The following is a 13,215-nucleotide window of genomic DNA, read 5'->3' as shown; positions in this document are numbered from 1 at the left end:
GGTCCCGGGTTCGCTATTATGGAGGGAATCAGGTACTACTTTCCATCAACGCAGCTTAACTATCAGTACTGAAAATTTTAACGAATGTATGAGCTATTGTCAACTGCAGGGTCCAACTTTTAAAACATGTCTTTCATGTTGTCCATTTGTTTTAAAAACCTTTTGGATTTAAGGTGGATGCCTGAGTATTCTTCATAATAGGCATCTATGACTTTTTCAAGCTCTTTTTTTGTTTCAGGCTTAACCGATATATTACCGAGCCGGGACAAATCAAAATAATAAAACAGTCTCAGCAATTTTAGGGCTTGCTGTGAAATTTTCATATGATAAGGGTCTTTATCCAGGCACCGGTGGCAGATAAAACCGCCTTCCCGGATTGAAAAAGAAAATTCCCCTTCGGTTTCCCCGCATATTGCACATTGGTTTAGGGTCGGATTCAATCCGTTGACCGGCAGCATTTTCATTTCAAAAATGAACTTGAGGACTTCAGCATCATAGCCTTCGTTTATGTAATGAAGGGTCTGGTAGAGCAATTCAAACAAAAAGGGATTCGGGTTTTTATCGTCTGTGCTTTTATCAAGCAGCTCGACAATATATGAAGCATACGCAGTTGAAAACAAATCTTCCCTGATCGATCTCATCGAATCAATCGTTTCCCCCTGCTGAAGGCTTCCCAGCCCGCTTGATGTCTGGACAAGAAAATAACCGTAGTAAAATAACTGGGTGACAGAGGAGAGCCTGCTTGTTGATTTATGGGCTCCCCTTGCCATTACTCCGATTTTCCCTAATTCACGTGTATATAAGGTTATTATTTTATTGCTTTCTCCATAATCCATCCGGCGTATGACAATGCCTTCACACTTTTTAAGCAAGACAAGTCACCATCCTATTCATATGGCAAGAAAAATCTAGAATATAGGAAAATCAGCATCTGCTAGTTCTGCATCTGTACTTTCGGGTCTTTCCTGTCTTTCCACCTCTATTTCTTTAAAAAGAAGATAGGTGTCAACATTACCTGTCTGAGAGAAAACCTTCCAGGTAAAATCCAACATATTAAAGCCCACCTTTCGTGTACTAGCATTTTAATATTTTGCCCTATAAGATTATCTTGGCCTTTATGCACATTTTCATGTGACGTAAAAATTGCTAATTTTTAATACTCCTCTTCATTGAAGCCATAGTCCCTAAGCTGGGACATTTTGTTGCGCCAGTCCTTTTGAACCTTAACCCACAGCTCAAGGAAAACCTTGGATCCCAGCAGATTTTCGATATCTACTCTTGCCCGGCTTCCGACTTCCTTCAGCATTTTCCCCTGTTTGCCGATGACGATGCCCTTTTGTGAATCCCGCTCAACAACGATTGTGGCCATTACGTTAATCGTTTCACTATTGTCCATCTTCTTGATGGAATCAATGACTACAGCCACGGAATGCGGAATTTCCTCACGGGTCAAATGAAGGACCTTTTCACGGATCAGCTCTGAAATGATAAAGCGTTCAGGATGGTCTGTGACCTGGTCGGCCGGGTAAAATTGCGGCCCTTCCGGAAGATGCTTTTTGATCTGATCCAGAAGCGTATCCACATTATTCCCTTCAAGTGCCGAAATAGGAACTACCGATTCAAAAGGATAAAGCGCCTGATATTTTTCAATCAGCGGAAACAATTCATCCGGGTGTACCTGATCGATTTTGTTAATCACAAGAAAAACGGGTGTTTTTACCGTTTTCAGCTTTTCAATAATGAACTCATCACCGCGTCCAAGACCCTCTTCTGCATTGATCATGAAAAGAATTAAGTCGACTTCCTTCAGCGTGTTTGTAGCAACCTTCATCATAAAGTCGCCAAGCTTATGCTTTGGCTTATGGATTCCCGGCGTGTCTATAAAAATCATCTGGGCATCCTGCTGGGTAAGCACGCCCTGCACTTTATTTCTTGTTGTTTGCGGCTTGTCGCTCATAATGGCGATTTTCTGGCCGATTACCCTGTTCAAAAACGTGCTTTTCCCTACATTCGGCCGTCCAATGATGGATATAAAACCTGATTTGTAGCCTTTTGCCTGTGTATCATCAATTAAGTTATTCATTCAAATCCTCCGGTGAAAATGCTCCTGGCAGCAATTCCTCTACTGTTAATTCTTGAATATCCCCATTCAGGTTGGTTAAAAACACTTTCATTTCTCTCGGACACAGCTCTGATATGACCTGCCTGCATGCTCCGCATGGGGGCACAGGCCTTTTGGTGTCTGCCACTACCGCTAGTACCTTATAATCCCTGTCCCCTTCAGACAGCGCCTTAAAAATGGCTGTGCGCTCTGCACAATTGCACATGCTGTATGCAGCATTTTCGATATTGCAGCCATGATATATCTTGCCGCCTTCTGTAAGAAGGGCAGCTCCCACTGCAAATTTAGAGTAAGGCACATAAGCTCGTTCCCTTGCTTTCTTAGCCTCTTCCATTAACATTTCCAGTTCCATTTGCATCTTCCTTTCAGGCATAATTCCCCGATATAATTTCGCTCATCTTTTATAAAAATAATAGAATGTCTATTTTAATCAACGTTTTATATCCTTATTTTAGCCTATCTGCCCTTGTCTTGGAAATAGTGTTACATAAGTGTAACACTTCCGTTATCTTACCCTTTTTCCTCACCATTCCACAAGCTTTGGCAAAAAAACGATCAACCCGATAATGACTGAAAAGATGGCAAACACCAGTACTGCGCCGGCTGCAAAGTCCTTTGCCTGCTTGGCAAGCGGATGGGTCTCGCTTGTGGCAAGATCCACAACCCGCTCAATTGAAGAATTCACCAATTCCAAAGAAATCACGCCAAAAATACAGATCAGAATCAGCATCCATTCCAGCTTTGAAAGTTCAACATACAAGCCCAGGCATAACACTGCAGCCGCTGCTGCAAAGTGAATTTTCATATTTCGTTCAGACTTTAAAGCAGTCCATATTCCCTCAAAAGCAAAAAGAAAACTTTTATATAATGGCTGTCTTTTTTTATGCTTCCCTGGAAAGGCCATAGGCATCTAATATTTCCCTTTGTTTTGTGAACATCTGTTTTTCATCTTCCTCGTTCATATGATCATAGCCAAGCAGATGAAGGAATCCATGCAATGCCAGAAATCCAAGTTCACGTTCAAAGGTGTGTCCGTATTCTTCCGCCTGCTCCCTTGTCCTGTCAATGGAGATAATAATATCCCCCAATACTCTCGGCATTTCTCCCCCGATAATTTCGACTTCATCCTCCCCCATTTCTTCAAGGGCAAACGATATTACATCTGTAGCAGAGTCTTTATGCCGGTATTCTTTATTAATTTCCTGGATTCTTTCATTGTCCACGAAAGTAACGGAAAGCTCGCTTCCTTTATCTATCTCTTCCTTTACTGCCGCAAATTGCAGCACCTTCTCAACCAATTCAATTGACTTTTCGTCCAATTGTCCGGTTTCGTCCAAAAAATCTATTTCTAAAATCATTTTGTCACCTTCTTTGTAAATTTTGCAGTTCAGGGTACTCAATCCTTGAATGAAAGATCCCGTTCAGTGTCTCGCATAATGAGTGCTGCACAATCTTTAATTCTTTCATAGTAATATCGCACTCATCAAATTGATGGTCATGTATCCGATCATCGATAATATGGATGACAAGCTCTTCTATTTTTTCAGGTGTAGGATGGTTCATGGACCGCACAGCAGCTTCCACGCTGTCTGCTATACCGATAACTGCCGCTTCTTTTGATTGGGCTTTTGGGCCAGGATATCGGTATTCAGCTTCTATGGTCCCCTCATCCTCCTTCATTGCCTTGTAGTAGAAAAATTTCAGCAGGCTTGTCCCGTGATGCTGTGCAGCAATATCAATAATTTCTGGCGGGAACTTATGTGCTGACAGCATTTGAGCTCCATCAACGGCATGAGCGATGATAATATTTTTGCTCGTTGCCGGCGGCAGCCGGTCATGCGGGTTTTTGATATTCATCTGGTTTTCAATAAAAAACTGCGGCCGTTTCGTTTTGCCGATATCATGATAATAGCAGCCAACTCTGGCAAGAAGACCATTTGCCCCGATTGCCTCACACGCTCCCTCAGCAAGGTTTGCCACCATTACACTATGATGATAGGTTCCCGGTGCCTCGGTAAGGATCTTCCGCAGCAGAGGATGATTCGGATTTGAAAGCTCAATCAGCTTCATGGATGACAAAAACCCAAAGCCCAGCTCAAAAAACGGCAGGAGACCTATTGTCAATACCGAGGATGCCAATCCCGACACGATGGCAGCAATAGTATAAAACAGATATTCCATCTTAGTATAATGCCCGTCCGTTATGAACAAAAGAGAAAAAACCAAAACAATATTCACAAGCGCCAGCAGTAATCCTGCCTGAAGGATTTTTGTCTTAAAGTTTTTCCTTGAAAGGATGATGATTGCCGCAATCCCGCTGAATAAAAAGTACATCCCTTTTGCAAAATCCATATTCCCCGGGGAATCTCCATTAAAGATCAATGTGCCATATGCACCAATGATAATGGAAATGGCCACTCCAAAGCGGTCATTCAAGAGGGTTTTAATGAGCATTGCGGACATGGCTGCCGGAAAAAAGTAGCCAAGATCCGTAAATCTAAAGCCTGTAAACAGGCTGATGATTTTCATTAGAGACAATGCCAGCACATAAACAAGGCTAAATATGAGCAGCTGATTATTTCTATGCTCTCCCTCAGTTTTGGATGATTTTACATAATAATAAAAAGTGCTTAAAATCAAGAAGATAAATAAAAACAGTCCGACAAAAGGCAGAATCGTTTTATCCGTGCTGAGAAAGCCGGCAAGTTCCAGCTGCCTGTATATTTCACGGTCTATCAGCTGGCCTTCCTCGACAATGATCTGCCCCTGCAGAATCCTTACGGGATCCACATTTTCCTGCGCAATTTTTCTTTGCTCTTCTGTCTTGTCTTTATCATAAAAAACATTTTGAATGATCGCAGATCGTGCAAGCGTAGTGGCCGCTTCTCTCATATCTGTATGTAAACTGGACGATCGCAGTTCCTGTTCAGCCTTGTTGCGCGCCATCTCCACATCTACAGCGGTGACCCTGGAGTTCATAACCTTGTTGACCGCAGTTATTACAGAGTCCTTCGCAATATTAAGCTCAGTCGCATCCGCATTGGCCAGTGCTTCAAACACCTGATCCGGTATGTCCTTATTAACTTCATCTGTCAGCTTGCTCTTCAGAAGCGAAACCTTTTCCTGCACTGTTTTCACAGGAGATGTCTTGGAGCCGTCCTGATTCGCTTTATCCGCACTTAGAGAAGGAGCGGTTTCTTTTTGGACCTCAAGAGCCGAATCAAAAATAGAGGATATTAAATCCACTTTATTTTGGGCATATTCCTTTTTCAGAGTATATATATCTGAAACCTGCTTAATACTGTCCTCGACCTGTTCCTTCGTCTTCACGGGATCCTCAACCGTCTTGGTAGCCCGGATCGTTTGCTCCGCTGGCTTAAAGAGCTCTATATGGACTTTCTCCGGCTTAACATTCGTATACATCATTAAATAGGAAAACACGCCTAATACCACAAACAGCAGCAATTGAAATGACCGGCTGTCCATCAGCACCCTCATTCTCTTCACAAACCGCTGAAACCCGCCCAAAAAACCACCTCCGTAAATAGAAAAGCATTAAGTGCCCGTTCAGGCTCCAAAGCAAATAGGGATTGAACCGCGATGCCGCCCTTTGGCTTCACGGGGCAATCATCTTTTGCACAGGAGACTGGGCACTGCGCTAGACATAGAAAAGCATTAAGTGCCCCATAAGCACTAGTCACAGCAAAGCATGGTTGATATTATCTTTCGCTGTCAAAATCTGATTATGTAAAATCATAACAGTTTTAAGAATTTATTTCATCCTACTTATGCCGGGAAAGAAAAATCCGCCAGCATATAATGTGCGGCGGATTTCCCTTTTTATTCGTTTGCTTCGTCATAGGCGGTGATGATTTTCGCAACAAGCGGGTGCCGGACAACATCGCTTTGTTCCAGGTAGGTGAAAGAAAGTCCTTTAACACCCTTTAAAATTTCCTCAACCCGTTTTAAGCCTGATTTTACGCCTTTAGGAAGGTCTATCTGTGTTCTGTCTCCAGTGATGACCATTTTTGATCCAAAGCCAAGCCGCGTCAGGAACATCTTCATTTGCGCCTGGGTGGTATTCTGTGCTTCATCGAGGATGACAAATGCATCATCCAGCGTTCTTCCCCTCATATATGCAAGGGGAGCAATTTCAATGGTTCCCCGTTCAATCATTCTTTGGGTCTGTTCCATGCCTAAAAAGTCATGAAGGGCATCGTATAACGGCCGGAGATAGGGATCTACCTTTTCCTTTAGGTCACCTGGAAGAAAACCAAGACTCTCGCCCGCCTCTACTGCAGGCCGTGTTAAAATAATCCGTTTAACCTGGCCATTTTTTAAGGCATTGACCGCCATTACGACAGCTAAGTAGGTTTTCCCCGTTCCCGCTGGTCCGATTCCGAATACTAAATCCTGTTTTTTAATCGCATGCACATAATGCCTTTGGCCGATGGTTTTGACCCTGATGGATTTGCCTTTGGCCGTTTTTGCAATTTCCTCTTCGTAAAGATCGCCAAAGTATTCAAGCGTTCCTTTTTTTGAAAGCTCAATGGCATAAATAACATCCCGCGAGCTGATGGAAATCCCTTTTCGGATAACTGAAAGCAAAGCGTTAAGGATATCGCCGGCAACGAGCGCCCGTTCTTCCTCTCCCGCAATCATGATGCCGCCGCCGCGTGTAATGACCGATACATTAAACTCTTCTTCAAGCACTTTTAAATTAGAATCAGCATTTCCCAGTAAAGCCTGGGCTTCATTAGGCGATTCGAGCTCTAAGTTTATTACTTTTACATCTTCTGGCATTCGTTAGTCTCCTTGAATGATTGGTTGTCCAGCTGCAATATTTTCAATTACCTGGTAATGAATAGATAATTTTACTTTACCATTGTCTATGCTTTCATGCAAAATTTTCTCCCCAGTTATCCTGGCATCCTCAGGTAGCTTTTTCTCCAAATGTTTTTTTGCATCTGCCATTGCCTTTGCCACTGCTTCTTTTTCCGTATAAGTGCGGGTAATTTCCTCTTTGCTCCGCTTTGTTTTTACTTTATAGGAAAAAGGGAGTTCCCATTGGAGGAAATGAAAAGGCTTGACTGTTTCTTCTTCTACATATTTCTTATATCCGGGATTTTTAAATCCCCAGACAGGAATGGAGATATTCCATAGCTTCAGATAGTGCCGGACATTTTCGTCTCCGTTATAGACGGAGAACTTAGTTGCCAAAGGAACCTCTGCTGTAGCTCTATACCACGTTTCACCCATGATTACTCCTTTTGCCGGAACAATCTTCGGACTTTCAGGGTTTCCGATGAAGCCGGAGACCAGCAGTTGTCCCTTGCCCACATAATCATGCACTTTAACCATAGATTGTCCCTTTTCCACAAACATATAAGTAATAACAGCTTTTTTTGAGGCAATCAGGTTTTGCGGAGAAGTTTTTTTCACAGCTTTAGGCTGTTTCTTTTCTACAACCTGGAAATGGAAGGTTGTCCCCTTCAGTTCCACTCCCACCCATGTCAAGGCACTGATACGGTCCGATAATTTGCGCTGGATGGTCTCCGGATCATCCACAAAAAATTGCACCTTGCCGATCTTGACTCCCATCCTGTCCAGCTCTTTGCGGATAGCATGCTCGGTCTGGGGCTTGGCATTATGAATCTGTATGCCCCAAACCATATTCGACAGCATGAAAATGCAAAACAAAAAAGCAAAAAGGCCTGCAACAAATCCGCTGTTTTTTTTCATGCGTTTCAAAAAAAACGGCCCTCCGAATCCTCCTTCGAATTTCACCTTGCAGTCACTTTTCCTTACCGCCTGCCTGAGCCGGGAAATCTCCTTGAATTCCATCAAAAAAAGGATTTCATCTGTTCCCGAGCGCCTGACATCCCATATCGGAATGCCCTGTTTGGTCAGCGTATTAATAAGACGCTCTATCCCCCGGCCATACGCTTTTACCTTGACATAGCCCTTATACTTGTTTGTCCATTGATTTTTCATGGGTCTCCTCCCCCAAGCTCACTCATTGATAAAATAAACCTTATCTATCGTTCCTTGAAGCATGATTTCTTCAGGTAAAATCGTTTTAATAACAAAGGCATTTCCTTTTATCAAAAGCTGCCCCTTTTTCAACATCAGCCTTACTTCTGTATCTGTAAAAGTCAGGAGTCCTCTGTGATTTTCTATATAAATATGTAATTGGCCAATAATTGTAATGCGCGGCAGGTCCATCATGACATCTTGCGGTAGGTCCATGGTCTGCACCATTAGCCGTTTTAGTTTCTGCCCCCATTTTCGCGCCATAAAAAAAGAACCCCCTTTCATCTCAATGTATGAAATGAAAAGGGGTTCTAGCACAATTTTTTCTATCCTCGCCGGCCATGACCCGCAGTACTGCGCACCTGCCGAAGTGTACGCTTCGATCTAGGCGGACCCAGAACTTCGGCAAGTATAATCCCTTCCGCGAGTTTTTCCCTTGTAAAGGCTAAATCCTGCCTATACACCGGGCTGGATTCATCTCTGATAGCTGACGGGCGCACAGACATCATTTTTTCCGCCATTCGCCTTTGACGTATTGCGGCGTCCTGCTGCGAAAGTCTCGCAAGTTCTTCCCGGGCGCTTTCATCCCTTAATGCTTCAGAAAGGGGTTTTTGCACCTGTTGTTTCTCGTATACTTCCTCCTGCATCCCTGCAGGTTCTTTCCTGCTTATTCGCTTCCGGTTATTATGCCCTTCAGCCGAATGCTTTTCTGTGCTTTTTTTTATTTTCCCGGCAGCAGAAGAAATGATTCCAATCAGAACAATAATGCTCCAGATATTATTTAAGATCAAATCGGTTAAGGAATGCATCTAAACGCCTCCCTTACTTTTTATCTTTAGGATCTTTAGTCCCATTGCTGATAGAATTTCTCATATCTGTATCTGCAGAAAGATTTTGATAGTTCATATAATCCATAATGCCAATGTTTCCATTCTTTAATGCATCAGACATAGCTAAAGGCACCTCAGCTTCTGATTCCACCACTTTAGCTCTCATTTCCTGCACGCGTGCAAGCATCTCCTGTTCAAGTGCCACAGCCATAGCGCGGCGCTCCTCCGCTTTTGCCTGAGCAATCTTTTTATCCGCCTCTGCCTGGTCTGTCTGCAGGATGGCACCGATATTTTTGCCGATTTCAACATCAGCAATATCAATTGACAAAATTTCGAATGCCGTACCGGAATCCAGCCCTTTAGATAGAACGGTCCTTGAAATGATGTCAGGGTTTTCCAGTACCTTTTTATGATTCTCAGAAGAACCAATGGTCGATACAATGCCTTCGCCGACACGGGCTATGACGGTTTCCTCACCCGCACCCCCTACCAGCCTGTCAATATTCGCACGTACAGTAATCCGTGCAATCGCCTTTACTTCAATTCCGTCCATCGCCACCCCTGCTATGAACGGAGTCGTGATGACCTTAGGATTAACACTCATTTGTACAGCCTGCAATACATCACGGCCGGCCAGGTCAATGGCAGCGCTACGCTCAAAAGGAAGCTCGATATTCGCGCGCTGGGCAGCGATAAGTGCATTTACCACCCGGTCTACGTTCCCTCCTGCAAGATAATGGCTTTCCAGCTGGTTTGTCGTTACACTAAGCCCCGCTTTATGAGCCTTGATCAGAGGATTAACCACCCTGCTAGGAATAACACGGCGCAGCCTCATTCCCACAAGCGTGAATATGCTGATTTTCACTCCTGCCGCAAGGGCCGAGATCCAGAGCATAACTGGCACAAAAGTAAGCAGAACAGCTAAAACAATAACTGCAGCCACAATAATCAGCAATAAAAAAATTGTTCCAGAAGTCATTTCCAACGTCTTCATCCTTCCTGTTAGTCAAGATTGTTTATTTTATATCTCTCTTACAACAATTCGCGATCCTTCTGTTTTAACGACCCTGACAGCCGAGTTTTTTGAAATAAACCCGCCTTCTGTCACCACATCTACCCTTTCCTCCTGGATAAGCACAGTGCCGGCAGGGCGCAGATCTGTAAGGGTCATGCCCGTTTGCCCGAGAAGGTCGGAGCGGTCCGGACTCGAAATATATCCTTGTTCTGTATTCGTTGAATCATTCAAAATGATTTTTTTGAAAAATTTCATTTCTTTACCAAACACCTTTACAAATAGTATGGCTGCAATAACGGATACCGCCAGTGCAATTAACAGTGAAATGGCCATGGCAACAGCACTTTCTGCGGCCAAAAATAAGCTGCCGACGATAGCGGCCAGCCCAAAGGCGCCAATGACCCCTCCAGGCACAAACAGCTCGAGAAGCAAAAGGACGACTCCCGCTGCAAATAAGCCGATAGATTCATAACCAGCCATTCCGGCAACAAGATGGCCATAGAAAAACAGCACAATGGAGATGGTTCCAATGATGCCAGGAATACCAAATCCCGGCGTAAATAATTCAATTACAATGCCAAGTAAAGCAATAGTCAAAAGAATCGGGACTACGACCGGATTTGTGATGAATCTCGCCAGTTTATCACCAACATTTTCATCGATTGGCCTCACATCTGCAGCAGTGATATCCAACTTTTCATATAGTTCATTTTTTCCTGAAACAGTCCCTTCACTATAGCCAGCTTTTTCAGCCTGTGACGAGGTAAAGGTGAGAAGTTTTCCTTTTTCAGCTCCATATTCAGGCAAATCAACATTTTCATCTGCCATCGCCTGAGCGTAAAGAGGGTTGCGCCCATTTTGTTCAGCAGCCGTTTTCATGGCTGCCAGCCAGTATGACTGCGCCTTTTTCCCTGCCGTATTCCCAGCAGAATCGATAACAGCCGCTGCCCCCATAACGCCACTTGGAACCATATAAATTTGATCCGCATTAAGCGCAATATAGGCGCCAGCCGATAATGCACGGTTATTCACATATGCAACGGTTTTAAGAGGTGTATTTCCCAGAATTTTCGCTATTTTCCCGGCAGAATCCACCAGACCGCCAGGCGTATTGATTTCAAAGATTACAAGACTGGCATGATCCTTTTCTGCCTTGTCCAGAGCACGGGACAAAAAGACATACAAACCGTCTTCAACAGTATTTTCAATAGGGACAATATAAACCGGCTTGCCTTTAGCCTCAGCTTGATGTGAAGAAAAATATGAGGGGATTAGAATGAACAGAAATAAAAAGAACACCAATGCCTTTTTCAGAAGCAGCTCCTCCTTTCACTTTTCCTGCCTACCTACTTATTACGTATTTGAGACTCCCACGGCTAAAGCCGCAAGCCCTACACCTTGCTGTGTGGCGGGTGGGATTCTTGAATGACTTATCGTTCGCAGTCCATTTCTGTTTTGAACAGCCTTCAAGGTGAGGGTATCTCATTACCCCTCCTAAGACAGTGCGTGTAGCATCTTAGGCTGGTTGACTGTCACCATCAACCACAGGTGCATAACGAATATTCATTGCACCGACTAGATCTCTGTGTTTGTTGAATCCGCAATTACAAACATATTTTCTGTCCTTGGCTTTATTCTTTTCTGTACAAGTTGGGCACGTTTGACTTGTGTAGGCGGGGTTCACGTATTCTACGCGAATGCCGACTAGAGCTGCTTTGTATTCAATAAATTGAGCCAAGCGATAAAATGACCAGGTGTGGAGATTTTTTTCGTTTTTACGGCTTGTTCTTGCCGTCTGTCTGATATTCGTTAGTTGTTCTAAACGAATGACAGAAATATTATGGTCTTTTGCGAAATCGACGATTGCACGACTTACTTTATGATCTTGGTCTTTCATCCATTTTTGTTCTTTATCATCAAGTTGTCGAATTGCACTCAATTTCTTTTTAATGCCTAATTTCTTGCGTGCGGTGCGAAACTTCCGCTTCATATATTTATTTTGCTTGCCATTGCCAAAGAAACGTACTTTTTCATCATCTGTCACGGCAACAGCAGGGACTTTTAAACCTAAATCTACACCCATAATTTTGGTCCCTGGTTTCTCATCTAGAGGGATGGTGACAGATATTTGGGCAATCCACTTATTTGATTTTTTCGTGATACGAAGTGTGCCTAATTTGTGTTTCAACAAATCAAAATTACGGTTATCTTTATCTACGAGCAACGCTCGAACCTTCAAGCGAGTTGATTTGCCGTTCACTATAAACGCAATCGAAATATGCGTGAAGTCAAAAGAATAGTTTTGATTGTTCCAGACGCAAACAGGTTTCTTTAATACAGGTACGATTTGATATTTAGCTTTTTTTACTTTTTGGAACACACTTTTAGCGTCTTTAATCGCTTGATTTTTAACCGCACTCGGCAGAATTGCAGGCACATCTTTTGTTGTTTTCTTTGTGCTTTTCTTTGCTTCAACCATTTCTATTACAAGTGTGTTAATCACTTTAATGTATTCGTGGCTGCTTTGTTTTAATAATTGAATTTGTTCTTTAGTTGGAAGCAATTTAATCTAGACTGTTAGCGTTTGCAGCATTGTTTCACTCCCTTGTTTTTTGTTGTTCCCATATTGCTTGATGGTTTCGCTTGATACATTTCCTACGGTAGAAACGAAATACGAACGTGTCCATAAACTTGGCAGGTGTTGAAGATGAGGAAATTCCTCTCTCAACTTTTTGATGTCACTCCTTTAATTTTTGCCATCGTATCGGCAGGGCTAAGTGTTGGCAGGACGTTTAGAAACATACATATTTCCTTTACCAACTGTTTGAAGCGTGTCTCTACATCACCACGAATGAATATTTTTCTTCTGTATCGAGGACAAAAGACAAAATGATAGTTAATTAATGATACGGTTGTGTTTGTTCTTCTATACTCATTCATCCATTTATTGTATTAGTTTTATAATTAAACTACCACGGAATATTAATGAAGTTAAGTAGAACTTTCAGATACTTGAAGCACCACACCTAAAGGAGTGGGCATTCCCGTTCGGGAAATCTGTAAAACAAAAAAGTTTCATGAATAATAAAAGCGTAAGCGCCTGGCAGAGGATCAAAGACTAAGAGCGCCGCGTCCTGCGGCAACGTCTTTGTGACCCCCATCCTGGGGCCTAAGCAAATAGGACATTGAACTCAGAAGGCGGCTTTCCTTCTTAG

General features: G+C 43.0%; 14 protein-coding genes and 1 pseudogene. All 15 read right to left on the bottom strand.

Translation table 11 applies throughout. The features are described 5' to 3' along the window. Window positions 1-119: 119 nt before the first annotated feature. The 15 genes and pseudogenes from recO to tnpA all read right to left on the bottom strand — a co-directional run bounded on the left by recO (window position 120) and on the right by tnpA (window position 12,940). On the bottom strand, window positions 120-872 hold the full coding sequence (gene recO, locus BM126_RS08475) for a DNA repair protein RecO (protein WP_090989110.1): 753 nt from the start codon (window positions 870-872) through the stop codon (window positions 120-122). A gap of 36 nt (window positions 873-908) precedes the next feature. Next, on the bottom strand, window positions 909-1,052 hold the full coding sequence (locus BM126_RS08470; protein WP_071350114.1) for a YqzL family protein: 144 nt from the start codon (window positions 1,050-1,052) through the stop codon (window positions 909-911). Between the two features lie 101 nt (window positions 1,053-1,153). Next, the gene (gene era / locus BM126_RS08465) at window positions 1,154-2,083 is read right to left on the bottom strand and encodes a GTPase Era (RefSeq protein ID WP_090989109.1); all 930 of its coding nucleotides are present in this window, start codon (window positions 2,081-2,083) and stop codon (window positions 1,154-1,156) included. Next, on the bottom strand, window positions 2,076-2,474 hold the full coding sequence (locus BM126_RS08460; protein WP_090989108.1) for a cytidine deaminase: 399 nt from the start codon (window positions 2,472-2,474) through the stop codon (window positions 2,076-2,078). The genes era and BM126_RS08460 overlap by 8 nt, the downstream gene beginning before the upstream one ends. Before the next feature lie 171 nt (window positions 2,475-2,645). Then, entirely contained in the window at window positions 2,646-3,026 is a 381-nt protein-coding gene (locus BM126_RS08455) for a diacylglycerol kinase family protein (RefSeq protein WP_090989403.1), read from the bottom strand. Then, entirely contained in the window at window positions 3,004-3,480 is a 477-nt protein-coding gene (gene ybeY, locus BM126_RS08450) for an rRNA maturation RNase YbeY (RefSeq protein ID WP_090989107.1), read from the bottom strand. Before ybeY ends, BM126_RS08455 begins: the two co-directional genes overlap by 23 nt. Before the next feature lie 4 nt (window positions 3,481-3,484). After that, window positions 3,485-5,650, bottom strand: coding sequence for an HD family phosphohydrolase (locus tag BM126_RS08445; RefSeq protein ID WP_090989106.1), 2,166 nt, complete (start codon window positions 5,648-5,650; stop codon window positions 3,485-3,487). A 312-nt stretch (window positions 5,651-5,962) separates the two neighbouring features. Beyond that, window positions 5,963-6,925: a PhoH family protein gene (locus BM126_RS08440; protein ID WP_090989105.1), complete on the bottom strand. Its 963-nt coding sequence runs from the start codon at window positions 6,923-6,925 to the stop codon at window positions 5,963-5,965. Between the two features lie 3 nt (window positions 6,926-6,928). Further along, window positions 6,929-8,116 (bottom strand): sporulation protein YqfD, encoded by a 1,188-nt coding sequence (gene yqfD, locus BM126_RS08435; protein ID WP_090989104.1) that lies wholly within the window; start codon window positions 8,114-8,116, stop codon window positions 6,929-6,931. Window positions 8,117-8,134: 18 nt separating this feature from the next. Beyond that, window positions 8,135-8,419 (bottom strand): sporulation protein YqfC, encoded by a 285-nt coding sequence (gene yqfC, locus BM126_RS08430; protein WP_071350714.1) that lies wholly within the window; start codon window positions 8,417-8,419, stop codon window positions 8,135-8,137. A gap of 62 nt (window positions 8,420-8,481) precedes the next feature. Continuing rightward, window positions 8,482-8,964, bottom strand: coding sequence for a hypothetical protein (locus tag BM126_RS08425; protein ID WP_090989103.1), 483 nt, complete (start codon window positions 8,962-8,964; stop codon window positions 8,482-8,484). 13 nt (window positions 8,965-8,977) lie between these two features. Then, window positions 8,978-9,964: a flotillin-like protein FloA gene (gene floA / locus BM126_RS08420; RefSeq protein ID WP_071350750.1), complete on the bottom strand. Its 987-nt coding sequence runs from the start codon at window positions 9,962-9,964 to the stop codon at window positions 8,978-8,980. A 42-nt stretch (window positions 9,965-10,006) separates the two neighbouring features. Continuing rightward, the gene (locus BM126_RS08415) at window positions 10,007-11,299 is read right to left on the bottom strand and encodes an NfeD family protein (RefSeq protein ID WP_256213029.1); all 1,293 of its coding nucleotides are present in this window, start codon (window positions 11,297-11,299) and stop codon (window positions 10,007-10,009) included. 217 nt (window positions 11,300-11,516) lie between these two features. Next, window positions 11,517-12,569 carry a transposase gene (locus tag BM126_RS08410; protein ID WP_256213049.1) on the bottom strand — a complete coding sequence of 351 codons (1,053 nt, stop codon included), beginning with the start codon at window positions 12,567-12,569 and terminating at the stop codon, window positions 11,517-11,519. After that, a pseudogene (gene tnpA / locus BM126_RS08405) lies at window positions 12,570-12,940 on the bottom strand (IS200/IS605 family transposase). Window positions 12,941-13,215: the final 275 nt, after the last annotated feature.

It is taken from the genome of Bacillus sp. OV322 (assembly GCF_900112495.1).
Lineage (GTDB): Bacteria > Bacillota > Bacilli > Bacillales > DSM-1321 > Peribacillus.
The sequence above is the reverse complement of the archived record's forward strand: the minus strand, read 5'-3'. Positions and strand labels throughout refer to the sequence as shown.